The sequence below is a fragment of the uncultured Lactobacillus sp. genome, from assembly GCF_948948975.1.
Lineage (GTDB): Bacteria > Bacillota > Bacilli > Lactobacillales > Lactobacillaceae > Lactobacillus.
The window spans coordinates 14687-36536 of record NZ_CARBVX010000004.1 but is presented as its reverse complement, the minus strand read 5'-3'; the positions used below and the strand labels follow the sequence as shown (position 1 = coordinate 36536).

Below are 21850 nucleotides of genomic sequence, written 5' to 3'. Positions count from 1 at the left end.
AAGATAAGACAATGACAATACAATGGTGGCAGATTTTATTACTAACTTGCCTAGCATTTTGGGCAATTATTGATCAATTGACTGTATCAATTGTGAATAATCCTTTAGCAATTGGGATGATTTCAGGAATTATTATGGGTGATATTACAACTGGGCTAGCAGTTGGAGCAACGCTACAATTAATGGTCTTAGGAGTCTCAACATACGGAGGAGCCTCAATGCCCGACTTTATGACTGGCGCAATTGTTGGTACAGTTTACGCCGTTATTTCAGGAAAAGGTGTGCAGTTTGCAATTGGTTTGGCAGTTCCAGTAGGACTCTTAATGGTGCAATTAGATGTTTTAGCTAGATTTGCTAATACTATTTTTCAACATCGAATTGATACTTTTATTAAGGAAAATAAACCGAATGCGGCAGCAAGAAATGCATTGTGGGGAACTTTTACCTGGGGCTTTTCACGTGCAATCCCAGTTTTTATCTTACTTGTAGTAGGAAATGATGTTGTTAAAGCAATTCTACGAATAATTCCAGCTTGGTTGACTGATGGTTTAAAAGTATCGGGGCATATTTTGCCAATTGTTGGTATTGCAATTTTGCTTAGATACTTACCCACTAAAAGATTTATTTCTTATTTAGCAATAGGCTTCATTGCAGCAGCTTACTTAAAAATGCCGATGCTAGGGGTAGCCTTATTAGGAGCAGCTCTGGCTTATCTCCACTACACTCGTGAAGTAGAAAAATTAAATACAAAGAAAAATGGTTCAGAAAAAGTAACTGAGAGTGAAGAATATACAAATGAAGAGGGAGAATATGAAAACTAATTCAAATAAATTAACAAAAAAAGACCTTTTCCGAGCAAATTGGCGTTGGCTCTGGGCTAGTCAGTTATCTTGGAACTATGAAAAAATGATGGCTCCGGGTTACTTTTATACTGTTTTGCCATTTTTAAGACGCTGGTATAAAGATGAAGAATTAGTTGAAATGATGCAGATGCAGTCACAATTCTTCAACGTGAATGCATTTGACGGAAACTTTATCATTGGAATGGATTTAGCAATTGAAGAAAAGCAGGGAAGTAAAGCTAAAGAAACAATTGCCGGCTTAAAGACAGGTTTAATGGGACCATTAGCTGGGGTAGGAGACACAATTTTTGGAGCTATTATTCCTACAATCTGTGGATCAATTGGTGCATATATGGGATTACGAGGAAATCCTTTTGGAGCTTTTTTGTGGATAATCGTTAATTTGATTGTTTTATTCACAAGATTTGGCTTTTTAAACCTCGGTTATTCACAGGGAGCAAAATTAATTGATTCTGCTTCAGGTAAGTTAAATGCAATTACCGACTCTGCTATTTTACTTGGGGTTACCGTCGTTGGGGCTTTGATACCAACAGTAGTGAATGTTAAAGTGCCATTTGTATATCGTGCAGGTAAAGTAACATTAAAGATGCAAACAATTTTAAATCAAATTATGCCATCTTTAGTACCTGTCTTACTTGTAGCTTTAGTTTACTGGTTGCTAGGAAAGAAACATGTGACATCCACTAAGATGATCTGGTTTGTTTTGATTTTAGGAATTGTTTTAAGTTACTTCCATATCTTAAGTGCCTAAAAAATCGTCTTAGTATTTTTAATACTGAAATGAAGGCTATTGTTCTATAATTAAAAGTAACAATAAAGATTTATAAAGGAACTTTTATGAAAGAAAAAGAAAAGAACACCATTGTAGGACAATTGCTTACTTTAGATTTATTTGCAATTATTTGTGGCTATTATTTTATTGATACGATAAATATGTTTGTTAAGCAGCAAGATTGGTGGTATGACCTACTGGTAGTGTTAATTGTAATCTGTGAGATGGTCTACAATTGGCTTCAGCTGCTAAAGTATAAGAAAAAAATACCAAATTTAATAGTTATCTTAACTAGTGTTACCGTAAGTGCAATTCTGAGTGGAATATACTTTAGTGTGATTTGGGTTAATATTCAAAATAAACAAAATTATCAAAACAACATAGTTCTATCATTAATCTGGGTATGTATGCTAGTGATTGGCAATATAGTTTTGTGGAATAGATATAAGAAAAATAATTAAAAAATGCATTATTACTAGTTTGAAATTAGTAATAATGCATTTTTATATTTATTCAGAAAAATTATTCTACAACATGTCTCTCAAATGGATCGTCGGAAATACCTTTTTCTAAAATATCTCTTGACCATTGCTTAGCTGAGAAAAGAGAGTGGTCGCGGTAATTACCACAGGATTCAATCGTAGTTCCTGGAACATCTTCCCAGGTAATATTATCGCGAATTTCCTCAAGTGATTCTTTAAGTGCCTTAGCTACATCGGTAGTTGATGGAGTACCCCAAACTAAGAGGTGGAAGCCGGTACGGCAACCGAATGGTGAACAATCAATATAACCATCAATGCGGTCACGTAATAATCCAGCTAATAAGTGTTCAATGGTATGCAAGCCTCCAGTAGGAATTGCATTTTCATTAGGCTGAACCAAACGAAGATCAAAATTACTAATTTTATCGCCTTTTTGTCCTTCTTCAACAGTAATTAAACGAACATAAGGTGCCTTAACTTTAGTATGATCTAATTCAAAACTTTCAACTTTACCCATAATATTTCCCTCCGTTAAAAACTTTTCCAAATATTATTTGCTATCTTAACAACAAATTTAATCTTTTTCCATTGATCAGCTTCACTTAAAATGTTTCCTTCTTCAGTAGAAGCAAAGCCGCATTGGGTACTTAGAGCCAGATTATCCAAGGGTACTAATCGGCCAGCTTCCGTGATGCGTTTTGCGATTGTAACCGGATCCTCTAATTTGCCATTTTTTGAAGTAATCAAGCCTAGAACAATGGTGACATTATCACGATTATTCCAAATTTGCTTAATTGGTTTCAAATCACCAGCACGATCACTGTCATATTCTAAGAAAAAGCGATCATAGTTTAACTGACCTAGGTATTCGGCAATGGGTTCATATCCACCAGAAAAAAGAAAAGTAGATTTGAAATTACCACGACAAATATGTGTAGCAATTGTTAGATCATTAGGGAGGTTTTCTAGTGATTTATTAATTACATAAACTGAATCTTGCGCCAATTGAACGTATTTTTCATGCTCTTTTGGATCATTTTGAGATTCATTTAACTTGCTAATTAAAAAAGCCCAAGTAGTATCATCAATTTGAATATAGCGACAACCTAAATCGTAAAAATGTTTGATTGTTTTATTGTAGGCTGTAGCTAAGTCGTCTAAGTAATCTTTTTTATTATCGTAGAAATTAGGCCAATTATCAGAGCGATTGTCCCTAAATAAGAGAGTTGGGGAAGGGATAGTTTGCTTAGCAATTGCATTTTTTACATTAGCGTTAACAAACTTAAATGCATCAAAAAATGGATGGTCAGGATTATAGGTAACTTTTCCAGATAGTTCTGCATTATCGGTTCTAGTTTTAGCTCCGTGGAACTTATAGCTTTCTTTGTAATCATATTTGGCCACGCCATTTAATCCCCATAGGAAATCCAGATGCCACCAACTACGGCGAAATTCACCGTCTGTGACTGCTGTTAATCCTAATTCTTCTTCTTTTTGAATTAATCTTTTAATTTCTTGATCTTCAATTTTAGTTAACTCTTCTTGTGAGATCTTTTCCTGGTTGAAATTCTTTCTTGCTTCTTTTAATTCTTCTGGTCTTAAGAAACTACCAACAATATCGTAATGTGCTAATTTTGTCATCAAATCTACCTCTTAATTCTAACTAAAAATGTCTTTTAAATATTATCTGAATATCCGCTGACAAGAGGGATCATAGAATGTAAGCTGCACATTCGATTAAATACCTGTTCACTAAAATATTCTTTTTTGATATTCAAAATAATCTCTCCTTTGAATTTAATAAACTAATTAAGCAAAAGAAAAAGCGCCCCAAGTATAGTTATTACACTACACTAGGGACGCTTAATAGCGTGTTACCACCCTGCATTCGAATTAATCTTACAATTAATTCCTCACTAAGTACTCCAACATTTGGAAGACTCGGACATGGTAACGAACGTCAATCGTAAATTGCTTACTTAAATTAGCTTGCACTTTAATTTAGCTCCAAGACCATCTTCATTACATCAGCAACATCGGCTTGCACCTAATCCGACTCTCTGGGGATGCCTTAAGTAATTACTCATCTTTTCTAAGCTTTAATTAATTTTGTTGTCATAATACTACAACGCTTAAAAAATAATGTCAAGAAAAATTTCTAGTAAACTATTCAACTTCAGCATCTACATCAGATTTTTCATTATTAAAAGTATCCCAGTTTAGTTCTCCGGTACGCTTAGCAGTAATAACACCAGCAACCATTGAGTCGTTAACATTAAGGGCAGTTCTAGCCATATCAACAACTGGGTCAATAGCAATTAAAACACCTAAAACTGTTACTGGTAAGTTAAGAGCACCTAAGACCATTAACGTGGTAAATGTAGCGCCGCCACCAACACCGGCAACGCCGAAACTAGAAATAACGTCAATTACAACTAAACTTAAAACAAATTGCCATGAGAAAATGTTAACTCCAACAAGTGGGGCAGTGATTGCTGCTACCATTGATGGATAAAGACCTGCACATCCATTTTGACCAATAGTTAAACCAAAGCTAGCGGCAAAGTCTGCAATCGTATCACTTACTCCCATTGATTCACGTTGAGTACGTACATTAAGTGGCAAGCTACCGCCACTAGTTCTAGAAGTGAAAGCAAAGACTAAGACAGGCCATGCCTTCTTGAAGTAGGTGATTGGATTAATTCCGTTAATTAAAAGTAGAACTGCATGAACAATGAACATAACAGCAATTGCAAGGTAAGCAGCAACGATAAAGACTAGTAGTTTACTCATTGTTGCAAAACTGTTAGTTGCAGTAGTTCTAGCAATTAAAGCAAAAATTCCATAAGGAGTGAGTTCAAGTACAATCTTAACTATGCGCATGATAACTGCACGTAAGGCTTGAATACCGCGTGCAAATGTAGCAGCTACATCTGCTTTTTCTTTCTTAACTTGTAAGAAGGCAATTCCGACAAAAATAGAGAAAATTACTACTGCAATTGTGCTAGTTGAGCGCATTCCAGCAAAATCTGCAAAAATATTTTGTGGGAAGAAGGATGTTATTTGTTGAGGAAGGGTCAAGCCTTTTAATTGAGCTTGATGATCTTTAATAGAGGTAAGAGCAGTGGAGGATGCAGACATTCCTTTAGCAAAGCCAGCCCCACCTAAATTAAAAATAGCTACACTACTGAAACCTAAGAAGGAAGCAACAGCTGTAGTTCCTAATAAAATAGCTAAAACACTGGTAGCAATTTTTCTAATCTTAGTAGTCATTTTTAGTTGAGTGAAGGCCCCCACTAAAGAAACAAAGATTAGAGGAATTACTAGCATTTGTAGTAAGGAAACATAGCCATCTCCAACAATGGAAATCCAGTCGATACTATTTTTTACAATATTACTATTAGCACCGAACATTAATTGAATAGAAACACCAAAAATAATTCCGATGATAAGTGAGAGGAATACTAATTTAGTAAATCCCCAATTCTTTTTGTGTAAGTAAGCCATACCAGCGAGAATCGCGATGGCTACTAAAACAACGAGAGTAGTTTGCACTTTATTCAACTCCAATTCTAAGCAAACAAAAAAGAGCCATTGGCCTAATGCCAACAGCTCTTGAGAAAAACCATAGTTATAACTTTGAAAAGCTAGTTTCTAACTAGAGAAATTCTTGAATGAACTAATGACTGTACGCCAAATAATTGCCAAATTTTTTGACAATTACAACAACAAGAATTTGCTTGACGTACATTAAACATACTCATTAGCTCCTTTCTTACTTTTCACAAGTTATATTATCGTATAACTTACTTTTAGTCAACATCTAATTTTAAAAATAAATTATATTCCATAAATATATATTATGCCAACTTTATATATAAAATACTGCATATAAGCATTGCAAGCCCTTTCGTTAGTGGGTATAATCAAGTTGAAGAGACGTAGATTTATGAGGTGAAGTAAAATGGCAGAACCTAAATGGTTACAAGACTTAAAAGAAGAAGATTATATTAAAGAGGATTTTGATGCTACTGGTAAATCACGCTACACGGTCGAAGGTGTAGATAAAAATGATCCAGATTGGTTAAATAAAGCTGCTAAAAAAGTAAATGCAGCTGAAGGAGACGATTATGTAAAATTGGATGCAGGACTTCTTACTGTTAACCAAATTAATTGGATGCTTCGTCGTGCATTTGGTGAATTAACTTATGTAGACGATAATAATCAATTTTTGTGGTACAACAGACCGACTGATCCAAATAAGAAAATGTTAGCTAAACGTACACCAGATCAAGTTGGTGATACAATGGGCGCTGTGCATCCAGATATTCGTAATGTTATTCCTGAAGCCAAGAAAGTTATTTATGCTTTAAGAAACAAGGTAGATGGGCATGATGAGGTAAAAATGCCAGTTCCTAATGGCAATCGTCATAAATTAATTTTGCATGATTATAAGCGAATTGAAGATGACGAAGGAAATTACGTGGGAACTTATGAATGGGTACAAGACCTTTATCCATTTGTGAAGTACTTCTGTGAAACTACTGGTCAAAAGCTAGTAGATGATCCGGATGCTACCACTGGTGCAACTTATAAGAGAGATGAAGTTGATACGGGAACTGGTGCATCTAAGCATGAAGAGCATGTGGAAAAGAAGCAAGAAGAAACTGATACAAGTTCTGGTGCTTCAGAGTATTAATTAAAATTAAAGTTGAAAATAAAAAAAGCCATTAAATCTTGGTAGAAAACCTCGATTTAACGGCTTTTTTATTACTTAATGTCCATTTTAGTTTTTTAAATAATAATTTTTACATTATGATATCGTTTACAAAATTACCTTTTAGGGTATATACGTGTGTTGCTATTATAACAGCATAACAAGTTGGACGGCGTGAATTAACTTTATGGAGACAAATGCAGTACCACTTTATCAAAAAATGATGCAGGTTTTAATCCATAAAATTGAAATAGGCGCTTTGAAGGAGAATGATAAGTTATCTTCTGAGCAAGAGCTTAGAAATCAATTTAATATTAGTCGAATTACTGTCCGAAAAGCTTTAGAAGAACTTCAAAATAGAAACTTTATTTATAAAAAGCAACGCCAGGGCTCATTTGTCCTTGGACGTAGCAAAAGAAATAAATATTATAGATATTTTTCGTATTAAAAATAAGATTCGTGAAATGGAAGCAAAACCTTCTAGTCAAATTTTAGAATTCAATATTATTGCTGATGAACGCTACCTAGAAATTAAAGAAAAAATAGGTCTAGTCCCTGTTGATTATCTATATGAGATCAAAAAAATTTATTCCGGAGATGGTCAAAAGATAATGTATAGGCATATCTTTATTGCCTTTGATCGTTTTCCAGAAATAAAACTTGATGAATTAGAGCATGAGGAGATCATTCCTTTACTTAGTGGAAAATATAATTTTGTAGGTGGAGTTTTTAAGTCAAAAGCTCGAGCAGCTTTAGTTGATAAAAATGATCATAGATATCTTGATGCAGAAATTCATGATGCAGCTGCAAATGATCCACTTCAACAAGAATTAATGACTGCTGAAACTTCTGGAGTAAGTATTAGATTTTGGACGTTAGATAAAACAATTTCTACAATTTCTAAAGCTAGTCCTCGTCAACATATTTTTCTAGTTGTTAAAACCCCAGAAGATGTATTAAAGCTAGTTAAAGGTGGAGTACCAATAAAGTCAGTAAATGTAGGTAATATGCATTTTTCAGAGGGAAAAGAACAAATTTCCAAGAAAGTGTTTGTTAATGAAGAAGATAAAAATGCATTTAATGAGTTAATTGATGTAGGTGTTGAATGCTATATTCAAGATGTTCCAGAAGATAAAAGGGATGTTTTGAGTAAGTTTTAAATTGGTGAGAGGTAATCATTATGACTGTTAGTTTAGGTCAAGGTTTAATTATTTCTCTCTTTGCAATTATCGCGGGTGCGGATTTTTGGCTAGAAGGTTTCTATATTTTCCGACCAATGATTGTTTGTACCATAACTGGATTATTACTTGGAGACTTAAAGTTAGGAATTATTGCTGGTGGATTGACTGAATTAGCGTTTGCAGGACTAACTCCTGTTGGTGGGACGCAGCCACCTAACCCAATTATGGCTGGAATTATGACTGTTGTTTTAGCGTACACTACAGGACATAATCCAGATACTGCAATTGGATTATCACTTCCATTTTCAATTTTGATGCAGTATATTGTTTTGTTCTATTACTCAGCATTTTCATTGTTAACTAGAAAAACAATTGAATACGCGGGAAAAGCAGAAACTAAAAAATTTACTTGGATTGTACTAGCTCCAACATTTATTGTTGCTCTTACATATGGTATTTTTACGTTCTTATGTGTATATGCAGCTCAAGCACCAATGAGCAATTTAGTAAATGCGATGCCTAGTTGGTTAAGTCATGGTTTTGAAATTGCTGGTGGTATTTTACCAGCTGTTGGTTTTGCTATGCTTCTAAAGAATATGCTAAAGAACAAATATGTTCCTTATTTGTTACTTGGATTTACAGCAGCTTGTTTCATTAAATTTGGTAATTTAATGCCCGTCGCTGTAATCGGGGTTGCATTAGCAATGATTGAATTTGCAAGAGCTAAAAAAGATCGTGATACTAATGAAAAATTAAGAGAAATTGAGCAAAATTCAAATAGTGGAGGCGATAATGATGGAATCTAATGTTTCGCAACCATCTAAGAGAGGAAAGCTAACGAAGCATGATGTTAGAAAAATTGGTTTAATGTCAATTTTTAACCAATCTCAGATGAATTATCAGTTAATGCAGGCTGGTGGCTGGACACTAGCTATTCTTCCAGCTTTAAAGAAAATTTATGGAAAAGATAAAAAGGGCTTAAGTGCTGCTATGAAAGGTAACCTTGAGTTTATGAATACTAATAACTATGCAGCTCCATTGTTAATGGGATTGGAAATGTCTCTTGAAGAAAATGGTGAAAGTAGATCAACTATTGATGGATTAAGAGTCGCATTATTCGGTCCATTGGCTGGTATTGGAGATGCGATTACTTGGTTTACAATTTTACCAATTGTAGCTGGTATTACTGCATCATTTGCTAAAGAAGGAAGTATTTTAGGCCCACTACTATTCTTCTTAGTATATGTTGGTATGTTTTTACTAAGAATGCCTATTGCACAATTAGGCTACTCCGCAGGAACAAAAGCAGTTTCTAAAATTAGAAGAGACTCGGCTATTGTTTCTCATGCTGCTAGTGTATTGGGATGTACTGTAATTGGTGGTTTAATTGCTACTTATGTCCAAATTACTGTAAAATGGAAAATTCCAGTTACAGCTACAAAGTCAATTTCTATTCAAAAGGCTTTCTTTGATAATATTTTCCCTAATATTCTTCCATTAGGATATACATTTTTACTATATTATTTAGTTAAGAAAAAGAATATTAATCCAGTAATTCTGATGTCATTACTTTTGTATTAGCAATTTTGCTATCATGGTTAGGAGTGCTTTAAAATGCAAATTATTGTTACCGGCCATGGAAACTTCGCAAGTGGCATTGAGTCTACTGTAAAACTACTTGCTGGAAGTATTAAAAATGTTAAATATGTCGATTTCACAGAAGATATGGATGAAGAGAATTTAATGGAAAAATTTGAAGAAGCAATCAAATTAAATGAACATATTGTTTTCTTCTGTGATCTTTTAGGAGGAACTCCATATAAACAAGCAGCTATTTTATCTACAAAATCTAAAAAAGATATTTCTGTAATTTGTGGTTGCAATGTTGGTTCATTATTAGAGAATGGCTTGACTGGATTGGATAAATTTAGCGATTCTACGGAGTTAGCCCAAGCTTTGATTGAGTCAACTAAACAAGGAATACGGCAGTTTGGTGTTGCTAATCATTCTACGGCTACTGAAAAATTATCTGATGGTATTTAAGCAACATCTTAAATTTAGGTGTTTAGGAAAGACAAAAAGCATATGTTTATATGCATTTAAAATAGCTTATGTGTTAAATAGGAACACATAAGCTATTTTTTGTTTATTAGTAAATTAAGACAATGTCATGAAAATAGAATGATTTTTGAAAAATAAAAGCATCCCTTATAGATTAAGGGGGTGCAATATCTACTTATTCTTTTCTTGCAATAAGTCGCGAATTTGGCGAAGGTATATTTCTTCGTTCGTCGGAGCTGGATCGTCTTCTTCTACTTCTTTTTTAGGTGTTAGTCGATTAACCAATTTAATTAAGAAAAATACAACTAGGGCAATAATTAGGAAGTTGATCACAGCATTTAAGAAACTGCCGTATTTAAATGTAGCTTCCCCAACAGTGAATTTTAAGTTGGAAAGGTCAATTTTTCCAATAAATAGTCCGATTAGAGGATTAATCAAATCTTTAACTAAGGAATTTACAATTGCTGTAAAAGCTGCTCCTATAATAACTCCAACAGCTAAATCCATCATATTACCGCGAGAAATAAATTCTTTGAATTCTTTAACCATATGATATCCTTTCAAAAATAGCTATTAATTAAAAAGTATATCGAAAGGAATCCAATTTTTGCTAGTAAAATGCTTTCAAAGAGTAATGTATGAACATGCTTACCTGATAAAAAATATCCTACTAAATTCTAGGATTGATAAATCTTGATTTAGTAGGATATTTTGTTTCTGAACTTTCTCAGAACAGTTTCTTAAAGCTTAATTTTTCTTTTTCCGTTTGAGATCATTACCGATTAAGCCTAGCAATAGGGATGCGGCACTGAAAGCCAATCCTAAGAGACTAGCTCCATTCTTTTTAGTTCCGGTCTGAGGTAAGATATTTTGCTTATCTTCTTTTATTGAGACAACTACATTATTCTGATGAGATAGTTTACCTTTTGAAGCAGATTGAATGGGCTTAGTAGGTTGAACCGGTTTAATAAGTTCGACTGGCTTAGTAGGCTCAACTAGCTTGGTAGGTTGAACCGGCTTAGTAGGTTCAACTGGTTTGGTAGGCTGAACAGGCTTAGTAGGCTCGACCGGTTTAGTAGGTTGAACCGGCTTAGTAGGTTCAACCGGTTTGGTAGGTTGAACCGGCTTGGTAGGCTCGATCGGTTTAGTAGGTTGAACTGGCTTGGTAGGCTCGACCGGTTTAGTAGGTTGAACAGGCTTAGCAGTGTAAATTACTTTAAATAATAAGTCAGCACTACCATGAGTAACAAGTTGTTGGTCAATTTGTTTATGATCAGCGGTATAACCAGCAATAATCGGGGATTCCACTAATTTGAAAACAGTATAATCAGGTGTCCACTTTTCCCAACTTTCAACATTGGTAACTAAATCAAGATTACCAGCTTGTGAAAAGTTAGTTGAAGCAGTGTAATTTGGAGCAGCTTCTTGACCATTTTCATAAACATAAATGATAGTTTCATGGATGGTTTTAGAATTACTTAAAGCTCTAAGTTCATGAGTGAAATGAACTTCATAGTTTTGATCATCAGGATCTTCATCATTATCAAATATCAGTGTTTGTTGGTTAGTTTGATCAGATACTAGAACGTAATGTTTAGCTATGTATTTATCAATTGTCTCTTTAGTAGAATAGTTAGCACTAGTATTTGGTTCACCAGATAATTTCTTAGTTTCTAAAATTGCACCAGTCGTGTCATCGATGTAAGTTACCGTAATGTTTTCACTAAGTGCATAAGGAACTTTAACTAAGTAAGTACTATTATCTTCAAGACTATTGATTAAACTTTGGTTATTCTGTGCGTCAAAGTTCAAAGGAGTGATTTGATTGTTATTAATTTCGAATTCCTTAGAAGCAGGAGCTACTTGTGTAATGTTTTGTGGATTAATCTTATAGACCTTAGAAACTACAAGAGGAAGAGAAAGAACCTTTCCATTATTTTCAACAGTCCACTTATTCCACGAAGTTTGATTAGTAACTAAATCTTCTTGTCCAGTTCTAGTAAATTTAATGTTACCTAGATTTAGAGTGCTGAAAGTTTGACCTTGTTTAGGACCATTTTCTGCGTAAAGAATAGCTTGTTCAGAAATGGTCTTGTCTTCACTAACTTGGTTAAGTTCATGAGTGAAATGAAGGACAAAATCTTGATTCTTAGTTTCATCATCATCAAAATTCCCGTAAGAAATCTTTGAATAATCAGTGTTAGTGGTTGAACCAAGCCCACTAACGCCTGCAAACTTATAGTGTTCATCGTTTAAAAAGTTAACAATTTTATCAGCACCTGCAAATGAAATAGCTTGTTCAGAAGATTGATCATTTGGATCAGCATAGATATCACTTAATGAAGAATTTTGATTATACTGAATTAGGTAATTATCTAGATACTCGTGATCAGTATCATCGTAGAAACGGAGAGTAGCTTTTTCTGGAGCATAATACTTTACAGTGTAATTTAGAGGAACATCATTTTGAGTAGTAATCGTTCCATTTGAACTAATATTTAATTTAATTGCTGGTATATGCTGGGGAGCAACTAAGCTATAAGTTGAATCAGTAGCTTTTGGAGAAACTACAGCATCTAAAGCAGAATCTGGTGTCCATTCACTCCAATTAATCTCATTAGTTACAAGATCTTTAGTTCCTTGTCGAATATACGTTACTTTATGGGTGTATGGAGTTGCTGCTATTTGACCTTTTTTTGTTCCATTAGCGTAAATATAATTAATATTTTCGATTACTGAAGTTGTCTGGGTTTCAGATTGAGAACTAGTATTGTGATAAAGATAAACATAATACTTTAGTGAATTAGTGGAAACATCGATATTGTTACTATCATAGTTAATAAAGTTTTGCTTAGCAGGATCAAAATTAACTAAATGTTTAATACTATTTTGACCCTTAGTTGCAGCTTCATCCACTTTATATCCCTGACTTTCAAGAGTCTTAATTATATTTGGAGTTGGATTAGTTATTGAACTGTTAGGAGAAGCAATAATATCACGACTTGTATGAGCAATTTCTTGATCAGTATTTTCGTCAATAAAGTAAATATTAACCATTAAATCTACTTTAGGATCGAATTTGAAATTAGTATAAGTTTGAACAAAAGAATTAGTAACTCCCGAGCCATCTAAATTCCATTCATTCTTTATTGGTGTAGTAATAGATGGACCCTCATTAGGATTATTAATCCAGTCTGGAATATAGTTAGTATCAAGTTGTGTATCTAATTGAATAAAATAAGGTCCTTCCTTAGAATAATCTTGCCCATTAACTGTAAAAGGTCCTTTTTGATCAATAACAATTTGATGATTATTATCAGAAATTGATTTTCTTAAAAAGTCTTCAAAATTAGTATCTTCTAAGCTTGGTTGATAATTAACAACTTTATTGTAGTAATTATTAATATTTGTCCGGTGACCATCAGCATCGATTATTTTTACATCATTAGGAATTTTAAATACTTTAATGGTAGATGGAAGAATTTTTTGATGATCGCTAAATTTAATATGAGCTAAAACATCGGATAAGGGATTTAAAGGTGAATTTCCATTAGCAACTGAGCCATAGTTCCAGTCAATTCCATATTGCATTAATCGAGCATCTTGTTGTTGATCAGCTGGAATGTCGGCTGCTGCACTAGGTTCAGGTCCCGTATAATTTGCACCATTTTCAGTATATATACCATCAGTACCAGGATTACCATCTTGACCTGGCGTCCAAATAACTTTAGGTCCCATGATAAATCCATGTAAAATTTCATCCTTTACAACTTTATCTTCATAAGGATTAATTTTAATTGGAAGAGTTTGAGTATAGGATTGGTCATTGGGTAAGGTTACAGTAATTGGTAAATTGAAATCCGGATATGCGCCATTTTGTTCATGGTATACTTGGGCAGCTGAATTAACGGCTACAAATGGAAAAGTTGCATCAAAACCAGATAAAACACCGTTATCACTTCCCGTATAGGTAAAAGTGAAGTTTTTAGTACCAGAATTATTATTAACGCCAACATCAAAATTGCCAATTTTAGTTGCATTAACATCAAATTTTAGCAAGTTATCAGAATCTGCTACTGAAACGTTGACTTGCTGATTATGATTGATAATGATTGGATGACTTGAATCGTTAGCAACATGAACGCTAAAGCTGCCTTGAGTTACGTCAGCAATCAGAGAAGTATTGGTTGAGCTTCCTGTAATTTGTACTGGAGCCGTAGCTTCTTGCTGTAATGTTGGTTTATCGTTTTTTAAATTATTGGTCGTATTTTGTTTAGAATTGTTTTCGTATGAAGAATTCGTCTCATTGTTTGAAGAGCCTGTAGTATTATTCGCCGTATTTGTTGTTTCTGATTTTTGAATAGTTAATGTTCGAGAATTATCAGGATTGGCAGAGTTTTGATTAATAGTTGTATTTTGCTGAGAATCGTTATTAGATTGATCCGCAGCTTGTACAGTTTGTCCACTTTCTAAAAAGAAGGTGGTACCTAAAGCAACAGTAACTAATCCAACTGAAATTTTTCTAAAGCTAAACTTTTCCTTCCCATTAAGTTTAGTAATAAAAAATAAATCATTTTTATGTTTCATTTTAATTCTTTCCTCGATTATGAATGATTTTTTAATAAAATAACATTTTAGCTTTCTAAAATAATATTATACTCCAGATTTAAATAATAGATTATTAGATAGGGAAAGTAGTCTATTGCTAATAGTGAAAAGATCTAGCTAAAAGTAAAAAAACGACTTTAAAAAGTAGCTATAAACACAAAAAAATACGTGATTTATTCAAGTATAAAAATAAAAAATATATATAAATGCAAATGAAAACAGTTAAGATAATAAAGTAAGCGCTATCTAAAATTTGAATAACACTTACCCGCATATTTAACGAAAATTGTAAACTCTTGTTTTCAATTTATTAACTACTATACTAGATACAGATGCTTTTTTGAGAAAAATGCGGATAAGGCACAATATATTGTGTGACCTAATATAAAGAAAGAGGAGTTAGTAAATGGACAATTCCACATCATTACAAGAAGATCATAAAGAAAGAAAGGATAACTATTTCGTTTGGCTATTTAAGCAATTGCACGGATGGCCAGTTCAAAATTATATGCTTTGGTTCTTTGCTTTCGGTTTCCAATTAGCTATTTTGATTCAAAATAAAATCACTGCTTTAACCGTTATTACTTTTATTGGTACATTGCTTGGAACTTTATGTGTTTTAGCCATTAATGCAACTAAAGCAATTAATGGATGGTTAGGCTTGATTTCTGCAGCTTGTTTTATTTATGCAGGACTAGCTGCTAAGAATTATCTTTCAATTTTTGAACAAATTGCTTATATTTTAACTTTAGATTTACCAGTTATTATTTCAGTTAGATCTTGGAATGACGATACTAAGAATCACTTACGTAAGTTTGGTGCTAAAGAATGGATTGTTGCTATTGTTGGTACATTAGTTGTTTATGCAGTATCTGGTTATTTAATTGGTAAGTTTACTAACGATCCACGTCCTTGGATCGATGCTATTAGCTTTGCAATTTCATTAACTGCTGGTATTATGTGTTTTTTACGCTACAATAACCAATATTTCTGGTGGACTGCTAGTGGAATTTTCCAATTAATTCTTTGGGGTGTGACTTATGCACAGGGAGATGCAACTTTAGCAATGGCTGTTAACTCCTTAATTTACGTTGTTAATGACGTTTTAGCCTTTACTGTTTCACCATGGTTTAACATGGGAAGAAAGCGTGAAGGGTTAAAAGCTATTAAAGACTAAATGTAATTAAATACGTTAAAATTAGCATGTCGAGTTCGACATGCTTTTTTTATTTGTGAGGTATCAAAAATGAATGAAAATTGGACTAAAAATTATAAAAAAGCTGCACAAGGTAATGACTATGTAAAGTTAAATGCGGGACTAATGAAAGTAAAAGACCTCGATAATTATCTTTCTTCGTTTCCCAGCAGTTTGCTCAGTTTTAATAAGACTGGAGAATTTACATATTATAAACAATTACCAGAGATGAATTATAATCCACCAGAACTTGGAGAAAATATTACGTCTCTTGGCCAAACAGAGAGTGAAAAGAAGCAATTAACAGAAGTATTCCACAAGTTAAGCACAGGTGAAGCAAAAGAATTGCATTTTGCAGATCAAACTAATACTCAAAAAAGATTTATGGTGGACACATATCGGGCTATTTTTGATAAAGACCATCATTTTGCTGGAATTAATGAAACTGTTCAAGATATTTATCCACTTGTGGAATACTACTTAAAAGAAACTGGACAAAAATTGGTTGATGATTCCAATAACCCTAAAGGAGATATTTATCGTAAAAATCAGAAAATTGATGCAGAAAGTGGTGCATCTGAACTATAGTGAATTGACAGAAAACTATTTTTTCTTAAAATATAATTAAAAATAGTTTGGGGATGGTAAAAATGCCTGAAATCGATCAAAAATATATTCAAGATAGATTTATAGAATACTGTAAAGTAAATACTCGTTCAGATGAACAAAGTACAGCTGTGCCGACAACTAACGGTCAGGTTGATTTGTTGAAGATTATTGAGAAAGAATTAGAAAAACTAGGCTTAGAAGATATCTCTTTTTCAGAAGAAGATTCATATTTAGTAGGAAAACTAAAAAAGACAACTAATAAAGAAGTAACTCCAATTGGTTTTGTAGCACATGTAGATACGGCTGATTTTAATGCAGAAAATGTAAAACCGCTAGTGCATCAGAACTATGATGGAAAGGATATTTTCTTAAAAGAGAGACGTGTCTTATCCACAAGTGAATTTCCTAGCTTAAAAAAACATTTAGGTGAAACATTGATTACCGCTGACGGAACGACTTTACTTGGTGCAGATGATAAGGCGGGAATTGCTGGATTACTGGGAATGCTCAAATATTTAAAAGAAACTCCTGATCTTGAACATGGAGATATTTGGGTTGCTTTTGGTCCGGATGAAGAAATTGGTAAGGGGGCTGCTCGTTTTAACGTGGAACGTTTTCCTGTTGAATTTGCTTATACATTAGATAATGGCGATCCAGGAGATATTGCCTTTGAAACTTTTAATGCTGCCGCTGCTACGATTGATTTTCATGGGACAGTAGTTCATCCTGGGGAGGCATACGGGCTTATGGTTAATGCAGCGTTGATGGCTAGTGAATTTATCCAAAGCTTACCAGCAAGTGATGTGCCTGAAAATAGTAAAGATTTTGATGGCTATTTTATGATTTTATCCAATAATGGCAATGTGGATCATGCAAAAATTCAATTGATTATTCGAGATTTTGATACTGATGGTTTTGAACAAAAGAAAAAGTTAATCACAAGTACAGTAGATAAGTTGAATAAAAAATATGGAGCAAATCGAGTAACTTTTGAAATGCATGATCAATATCGCAGTCCAGGAGATTTGATTAAGGAGCATCCCTATGTAGTAAATTTAGTTTTACATGCTTATAAGTCCCTTGGACTGGAGCCAAAAATTATCCCGTTTCGGGGAGGAACAGATGGTGATTTTATTTCGGAAAAGGGAATACCTACACCTAACTTATTTAATGGTGGGGCAAATTTCCATGGACCATATGAATATGTAACAACTGAAAGTATGGCTCTTTTAGCTAAAACATTAATTGAAATTACGAAGCAGCATGTTTTATTAAATGATAAACGTGACGAAAGTCCATTAAAGAGAAAGTACTAGATTTAAATGAATTTCTATACGATAAATTACATTCAGAATCATCAAAATACAGATCGAACAGCTTTATATATTTTAATAATTGTTGCTGCTAGTGCGATGATTATTTTTACAATTTTATATTTACGTGATCGTTTTAATACAAGATACAGAGATTTAGGAATAATTGCTCTTTTATTCTTATTACTATTTGCTGGCACACAATATGAAAAGTATGTGCAAAATAATGAACAGAAATCAAAAGCTGCTCAAATCGTTCCCTTTATTAAATCAGTTGCTGATGATGAAAACGTTAAAGAAAGCGATGTAATGGTCAGTTCGATGAGTCTACAGGATGGAATGATTGTTCGAATTGATTCAAAGAATGAAGACTATCAATTGAATTTAAACGAAGACAATAATAGTTATACCTTAAATCAGGCGCATGTCATTGATCATCATATATATGTACAAAAGTAGGTAAGAGATGGATTATACACAATTATTTATTAAGTTTTCTTTAGGAATATTAACCCTGATTATTCAAATTAATGTTTTTGGAAAAAGTAATTTAGCTCCAACAACAGCTTTGGATCAGCTGCAAAATTATGTACTGGGCGGTATTATCGGTGGTTTAATATATAATCAAAGTATTACCGTTCTTCAATTTTTATTGGTGTTAATTGTTTGGACTTTAGTAGTTTTTATTTTGAAATTTGGGCGCGAGCGCAGTAATTGGATTCGTAATTTGATTGATGGAAAACCGGTTCAAGTAATTAAAAATGGTCATGTGTTGGTCGGAAATTGTATGAAAGCTGGTATTTCTGCCAATGAATTAATGTTTAGACTTAGAAGTCGCGGAATTTATTCAGTTGAAAAAGTGAAAAATTGTATTTTTGAACAAAATGGCCAATTAACGATAATTGAAAATGATGAAGATAATATTCGCTTTCCGATTATTAGTGATGGGCAAATAAATGAAGACGTTTTAGATTTAATTCATAAATCTAATGCTTGGCTTGAACAGGAAGTAACTAAAGCTGGTTATAATAGTCCTGATGATGTCTTTTTAGGAGAGTATATTAATGGACAGTTACGTCTGATAGGATATTCTGAAAAATAAAAAGGAAGAAATGATCATGAAAGATTTTAAAGAAATAAAAAAATGGTTAGCGGATGCCGATGCGGTTATTGTGACTGCAGGTAATGGGTTTGCACAAATGGAAGGCCTTGATATGTTTGACAATTTGGCTTTTCCGATTGAATATAAAAATATAAGTGAAAAATATCATGTAAAAACAATTGCGGATGCTCTAGATAAAGATTTTGATTCTTGGGATGAAAAGTGGCAATTCTGGAGTCAACTAATTAATGAGTATTCAGTTGAATACGAACCAAGTAAAGCAATGAAGCAATTAAAGGAACTTTTAAATGGAAAGAATTACTTTATTGCTACTAGTACTTTTGGCCATTTCTTTGAAAAGACTGGTTTTGATCAAGAAAAAATCTTTAATATTTTTGGTGACTGGACAATGATGCAGTGTTCTAGTGGTTTAAATCACGGTACACGTTCTGATTTGTCAACAGTGAAGAGATACGTTAATGGCCAAGGTGAGGTTCCAAGATGTGAGGATTGTAATTCGCCAATGGAACCTCATATGCCGTTAAATGCTCACTTCTTTCCAGATGAAGATGCAAATACGAGATTTCGTTGGTTTTTAACAAGAAATCAGACTAAGAAGGTCGTAGTGCTTGAACTAGGAGTTGATCCAACTAGTCCTCAGCTTCTTGATCCAATGATAAAACTGATTGAACAGTTCAAAGATTGGCATTATGTAGCAGCAGACTTAAGTCAAGAGGAATTGCCGGACGATATCCAAACAAGAAGTGCCGCCCTAGAAATGTCCCTTCCTGAAGCAATTGAAAAGATTTCAAAATAATGAAAGGTAAAAAATGAGTATTTCAGTTATTCAAGGTGTTTTACGAATTCCAGCAGCTCAAGAAAAAATACGTCAAAAAGGCATTGAAAAGCCCGGTTTTCCTGATAACTATACCTTAATTGATGTGGAAACTACCGGTCTTAGTCCATATCGTGATCGGATTACAGAGATGGGTGGTTTAAAGGTTCGCCATGGAGAAGTAGTTGCAACTTTTTCAGAATTGGTGAAGTTTCCTGATAACAATAAAGTGCCTGCTTTTATTACCAAATTAAATGGGATCGATGAAGCGACGATTGAAGAAAAGGGCCTACCTGTTCAAGAGGCAATAAAGAAGTATCGTGAATTTATTGGTAGTGATCCAATTGTTGGATATAATGTTAATTTTGATTTGAATTTTGTCTATGATCTAGCTGAAAAATATCACTTAACTGTCTTAAATAATGACTATGTTGATGTTTATCGTTTAGCTCGTAGTTTTTATCCGCAAGAACAACACAATCGTCTTTTAGATTGCATGCACCGATTAGATATCGCAGAAACGCAAGAGCATCGCGGTTTAGATGACTGCCTAGATACAAAAAAGGTTTTTGACGAATTTCATAAGTTGTTTAAGCAAGAACATATGCTTAGAGCACAAGAAATGGTTAAAACACTAGATCTAACTAGTGAATGGCCTGAAATTGTTAAACAAAGCCAAACTTTTCGCAGTCCTTTTGCTCATAAGAATGTTGTAATTGCTGGTGACTTAGATGTAGATGAATATGAACTAGCTAATGCTGTAAAGAATTTAGGTGGCTTTATTCGGGATGAAGTTGGTCAAGATACAGACTACATTTTAGTTGGAGACCATGATTTCTTTAGGAGTGATATTGTTGAATTAAATAAGGCGAGAGCATTAAAGAAGCAAGGACAAAATATTAGAATTTGGTCGGAACAATTTTTCTTAAATGTTCTTGATAATTGGGCACGTAGTTAAAATAATTTTTATATTAAAAAAGGAATCCTAGAGCAGGATTCCCTTTTTAATATGGGGAAGATTTACATGTACGAGCCAGCTAATATTAATTGAAACAATAATAAAAGTGAGAATAGTAATAACTTCAAAGCTTGACCAGATGAGACAAGAAATAGTTCCAATTGAAGTTGTACTAATAAAAAGAAAAATAGTTGATTTTTTTAACTTAAATTGCAGTTTATTATAATAAGTCGAAAATAATAGTCCTAAATAGAATAACCCAATTCCACAATATAAACATAAAACAGCAAACCATGAGTTAGCATCCGATTCATGAATGAATTTTATACTTACAGTAATTAAACTAATGCCAAAGATGATTAAATAGTGAAGATAGATTAATATATTACCCGTTACATCCTCTTGGTCTTCATTAATTAATTTATCGAATTGTAGTGCATACGTGAAAAAGAGCAAGGCAACAGTTAGAAAAATAAGGATAGAATAGAAGGAAAAAGTTTTAGGTCGAAAGTAATCCGCAATACCAATAATTGTTTCACCAAAGATGATAATTACTAATAAATTTAAACGCTCAAGTAAATGAGGAAAAATAATTGGATGCCTAAGGGTATATTTTGTAGTGAGAAGCGGCATTAACCAGCTTAATATGATGCCAATAACAGCTAAAATAAAGCCAAAAATATTGTCTAAAATTCCCCCGATAATTAAGGTAAGGGCTCTAAAAATCAAAATCATGAAAAATGCCCGGGAAATATTTTGATCGACGGGATTTTTAACCTGAAAGTAATTGATTAAATAGTGGCTGGCTAGAGTAAGAGATAGTAAGCCAGCAGAAATAAATAGAACTTTCATCTCTGTTAGATTATTAGTATCAAAAGAATTAGACATGTAAAGTAAGATCATCATATCAATAAAGTAAAAAGCAATGTCAGCCCAACTACCGATACCATATCTATTAGTAAAGACAGTCTGAATCATCCATGAATTAATAAAAATAATTACAATCAATGCAAAAAGAGCAAAAGAGGTAGGTGAAACTAATCCATGCTCTAGATGATGAAGAATCTCGGTTGTTTTAGATATCATGTAGACAAAAACAAGGTCATAAAACAAGGCAATTTTTGAGACTCGCTTATTTAATATATTTTGCATCC

21 protein-coding genes, 1 pseudogene and 1 other annotated feature are annotated in these 21850 nt (G+C 33.3%); of the genes and pseudogenes, 16 read left to right on the top strand and 6 right to left on the bottom strand.

Annotated features, from left to right (window positions below; all coding sequences use genetic code 11):
* Positions 1-11: 11 nt before the first annotated feature.
* The 3 genes from Q9R40_RS02820 to Q9R40_RS02810 all read left to right on the top strand — a co-directional run bounded on the left by Q9R40_RS02820 (position 12) and on the right by Q9R40_RS02810 (position 2096).
* Complete coding sequence (locus tag Q9R40_RS02820; RefSeq protein WP_304676243.1) at positions 12-821, top strand: PTS sugar transporter subunit IIC; 810 nt, start codon at positions 12-14, stop codon at positions 819-821.
* Entirely contained in the window at positions 796-1614 is an 819-nt protein-coding gene (locus tag Q9R40_RS02815; protein ID WP_370648935.1) for a PTS system mannose/fructose/sorbose family transporter subunit IID, read from the top strand. The genes Q9R40_RS02820 and Q9R40_RS02815 overlap by 26 nt, the downstream gene beginning before the upstream one ends.
* An 86-nt stretch (positions 1615-1700) precedes the next feature.
* Positions 1701-2096 (top strand): hypothetical protein, encoded by a 396-nt coding sequence (locus tag Q9R40_RS02810; protein ID WP_304676239.1) that lies wholly within the window; start codon positions 1701-1703, stop codon positions 2094-2096.
* Positions 2097-2157: 61 nt separating this feature from the next.
* Here the strand turns inward: Q9R40_RS02810 and Q9R40_RS02805 are convergent, their stop codons facing one another.
* From Q9R40_RS02805 to Q9R40_RS02795, 3 genes are all read right to left on the bottom strand, one after another.
* Positions 2158-2634 carry an S-ribosylhomocysteine lyase gene (locus tag Q9R40_RS02805; protein WP_004897959.1) on the bottom strand — a complete coding sequence of 159 codons (477 nt, stop codon included), beginning with the start codon at positions 2632-2634 and terminating at the stop codon, positions 2158-2160.
* A gap of 14 nt (positions 2635-2648) precedes the next feature.
* Positions 2649-3758, bottom strand: a complete 1110-nt coding sequence (locus Q9R40_RS02800) for a vitamin B12 independent methionine synthase (protein ID WP_304676236.1) — start codon at positions 3756-3758, stop codon at positions 2649-2651.
* A gap of 211 nt (positions 3759-3969) precedes the next feature.
* Positions 3970-4221, bottom strand: a binding site (T-box leader).
* Between the two features lie 62 nt (positions 4222-4283).
* A complete protein-coding gene (locus tag Q9R40_RS02795) occupies positions 4284-5672 on the bottom strand; it encodes an L-cystine transporter (protein ID WP_304676234.1) in 1389 nt (462 codons plus the stop codon).
* Between the two features lie 409 nt (positions 5673-6081).
* Between Q9R40_RS02795 and Q9R40_RS02790 the strand changes: the two genes are divergently transcribed.
* The 6 genes and pseudogenes from Q9R40_RS02790 to Q9R40_RS02765 all read left to right on the top strand — a co-directional run bounded on the left by Q9R40_RS02790 (position 6082) and on the right by Q9R40_RS02765 (position 10058).
* The gene (locus tag Q9R40_RS02790) at positions 6082-6816 is read left to right on the top strand and encodes a PAS domain-containing protein (RefSeq protein WP_297940584.1); all 735 of its coding nucleotides are present in this window, start codon (positions 6082-6084) and stop codon (positions 6814-6816) included.
* 205 nt (positions 6817-7021) lie between these two features.
* Positions 7022-7282, top strand: a complete 261-nt coding sequence (locus Q9R40_RS02785; RefSeq protein WP_304676231.1) for a GntR family transcriptional regulator — start codon at positions 7022-7024, stop codon at positions 7280-7282.
* A 16-nt stretch (positions 7283-7298) separates the two neighbouring features.
* The gene (locus Q9R40_RS02780) at positions 7299-7994 is read left to right on the top strand and encodes a PTS sugar transporter subunit IIB (protein WP_304676229.1); all 696 of its coding nucleotides are present in this window, start codon (positions 7299-7301) and stop codon (positions 7992-7994) included.
* A gap of 20 nt (positions 7995-8014) precedes the next feature.
* Positions 8015-8821: a PTS galactosamine transporter subunit IIC gene (agaC, locus tag Q9R40_RS02775; RefSeq protein ID WP_304676227.1), complete on the top strand. Its 807-nt coding sequence runs from the start codon at positions 8015-8017 to the stop codon at positions 8819-8821.
* Positions 8811-9628, top strand: a pseudogene (agaD, locus tag Q9R40_RS02770) (PTS galactosamine transporter subunit IID). Before agaC ends, agaD begins: the two are co-directional and overlap by 11 nt.
* A 1-nt stretch (position 9629) precedes the next feature.
* On the top strand, positions 9630-10058 hold the full coding sequence (locus Q9R40_RS02765; RefSeq protein ID WP_304676225.1) for a PTS sugar transporter subunit IIA: 429 nt from the start codon (positions 9630-9632) through the stop codon (positions 10056-10058).
* Positions 10059-10247: 189 nt separating this feature from the next.
* Here Q9R40_RS02765 and mscL read toward each other — a convergent pair whose 3' ends face one another.
* Positions 10248-10625 carry a large-conductance mechanosensitive channel protein MscL gene (mscL, locus tag Q9R40_RS02760; protein ID WP_304203966.1) on the bottom strand — a complete coding sequence of 126 codons (378 nt, stop codon included), beginning with the start codon at positions 10623-10625 and terminating at the stop codon, positions 10248-10250.
* Between the two features lie 198 nt (positions 10626-10823).
* On the bottom strand, positions 10824-14663 hold the full coding sequence (locus Q9R40_RS02755; RefSeq protein ID WP_304676220.1) for a YSIRK-type signal peptide-containing protein: 3840 nt from the start codon (positions 14661-14663) through the stop codon (positions 10824-10826).
* 427 nt (positions 14664-15090) lie between these two features.
* On the opposite strand from Q9R40_RS02755, the gene pnuC reads away from it, so the two are divergent.
* From pnuC to Q9R40_RS02720, 7 genes are all read left to right on the top strand, one after another.
* A complete protein-coding gene (gene pnuC / locus Q9R40_RS02750) occupies positions 15091-15861 on the top strand; it encodes a nicotinamide riboside transporter PnuC (protein WP_004897947.1) in 771 nt (256 codons plus the stop codon).
* Positions 15862-15930: 69 nt separating this feature from the next.
* Entirely contained in the window at positions 15931-16467 is a 537-nt protein-coding gene (locus Q9R40_RS02745) for a PAS domain-containing protein (protein WP_304676218.1), read from the top strand.
* A gap of 62 nt (positions 16468-16529) precedes the next feature.
* Complete coding sequence (gene pepT, locus Q9R40_RS02740; protein ID WP_304676217.1) at positions 16530-17804, top strand: peptidase T; 1275 nt, start codon at positions 16530-16532, stop codon at positions 17802-17804.
* Between the two features lie 6 nt (positions 17805-17810).
* Positions 17811-18260, top strand: coding sequence for a DUF3290 domain-containing protein (locus Q9R40_RS02735; RefSeq protein ID WP_304676216.1), 450 nt, complete (start codon positions 17811-17813; stop codon positions 18258-18260).
* Between the two features lie 7 nt (positions 18261-18267).
* Positions 18268-18903 carry a DUF421 domain-containing protein gene (locus Q9R40_RS02730; RefSeq protein WP_192005837.1) on the top strand — a complete coding sequence of 212 codons (636 nt, stop codon included), beginning with the start codon at positions 18268-18270 and terminating at the stop codon, positions 18901-18903.
* A 16-nt stretch (positions 18904-18919) separates the two neighbouring features.
* Complete coding sequence (locus Q9R40_RS02725; protein ID WP_297940985.1) at positions 18920-19720, top strand: Sir2 family NAD-dependent protein deacetylase; 801 nt, start codon at positions 18920-18922, stop codon at positions 19718-19720.
* 13 nt (positions 19721-19733) lie between these two features.
* Positions 19734-20696 carry an exonuclease domain-containing protein gene (locus Q9R40_RS02720; RefSeq protein WP_297940983.1) on the top strand — a complete coding sequence of 321 codons (963 nt, stop codon included), beginning with the start codon at positions 19734-19736 and terminating at the stop codon, positions 20694-20696.
* A 27-nt stretch (positions 20697-20723) separates the two neighbouring features.
* Here Q9R40_RS02720 and Q9R40_RS02715 read toward each other — a convergent pair whose 3' ends face one another.
* Positions 20724-21848, bottom strand: a complete 1125-nt coding sequence (locus tag Q9R40_RS02715) for a low temperature requirement protein A (RefSeq protein ID WP_297940982.1) — start codon at positions 21846-21848, stop codon at positions 20724-20726.
* Between the last annotated feature and the right edge of the window lie 2 nt (positions 21849-21850).

Coding starts and splice junctions, on each gene's coding strand:
- Q9R40_RS02820 (WP_304676243.1), top strand. CDS start 12: ATGACAATACAATGGTGGCAGATTTTATTACTAACTTGCCTAGCATTT.
- Q9R40_RS02815 (WP_370648935.1), top strand. CDS start 796: ATGAAGAGGGAGAATATGAAAACTAATTCAAATAAATTAACAAAAAAA.
- Q9R40_RS02810 (WP_304676239.1), top strand. CDS start 1,701: ATGAAAGAAAAAGAAAAGAACACCATTGTAGGACAATTGCTTACTTTA.
- Q9R40_RS02805 (WP_004897959.1), bottom strand. CDS start 2,634: ATGGGTAAAGTTGAAAGTTTTGAATTAGATCATACTAAAGTTAAGGCA.
- Q9R40_RS02800 (WP_304676236.1), bottom strand. CDS start 3,758: ATGACAAAATTAGCACATTACGATATTGTTGGTAGTTTCTTAAGACCA.
- Q9R40_RS02790 (WP_297940584.1), top strand. CDS start 6,082: ATGGCAGAACCTAAATGGTTACAAGACTTAAAAGAAGAAGATTATATT.
- Q9R40_RS02785 (WP_304676231.1), top strand. CDS start 7,022: ATGGAGACAAATGCAGTACCACTTTATCAAAAAATGATGCAGGTTTTA.
- Q9R40_RS02780 (WP_304676229.1), top strand. CDS start 7,299: ATGGAAGCAAAACCTTCTAGTCAAATTTTAGAATTCAATATTATTGCT.
- agaC (WP_304676227.1), top strand. CDS start 8,015: ATGACTGTTAGTTTAGGTCAAGGTTTAATTATTTCTCTCTTTGCAATT.
- Q9R40_RS02765 (WP_304676225.1), top strand. CDS start 9,630: ATGCAAATTATTGTTACCGGCCATGGAAACTTCGCAAGTGGCATTGAG.
- mscL (WP_304203966.1), bottom strand. CDS start 10,625: ATGGTTAAAGAATTCAAAGAATTTATTTCTCGCGGTAATATGATGGAT.
- Q9R40_RS02755 (WP_304676220.1), bottom strand. CDS start 14,663: ATGAAACATAAAAATGATTTATTTTTTATTACTAAACTTAATGGGAAG.
- pnuC (WP_004897947.1), top strand. CDS start 15,091: ATGGACAATTCCACATCATTACAAGAAGATCATAAAGAAAGAAAGGAT.
- Q9R40_RS02745 (WP_304676218.1), top strand. CDS start 15,931: ATGAATGAAAATTGGACTAAAAATTATAAAAAAGCTGCACAAGGTAAT.
- pepT (WP_304676217.1), top strand. CDS start 16,530: ATGCCTGAAATCGATCAAAAATATATTCAAGATAGATTTATAGAATAC.
- Q9R40_RS02735 (WP_304676216.1), top strand. CDS start 17,811: ATGAATTTCTATACGATAAATTACATTCAGAATCATCAAAATACAGAT.
- Q9R40_RS02730 (WP_192005837.1), top strand. CDS start 18,268: ATGGATTATACACAATTATTTATTAAGTTTTCTTTAGGAATATTAACC.
- Q9R40_RS02725 (WP_297940985.1), top strand. CDS start 18,920: ATGAAAGATTTTAAAGAAATAAAAAAATGGTTAGCGGATGCCGATGCG.
- Q9R40_RS02720 (WP_297940983.1), top strand. CDS start 19,734: ATGAGTATTTCAGTTATTCAAGGTGTTTTACGAATTCCAGCAGCTCAA.
- Q9R40_RS02715 (WP_297940982.1), bottom strand. CDS start 21,848: ATGCAAAATATATTAAATAAGCGAGTCTCAAAAATTGCCTTGTTTTAT.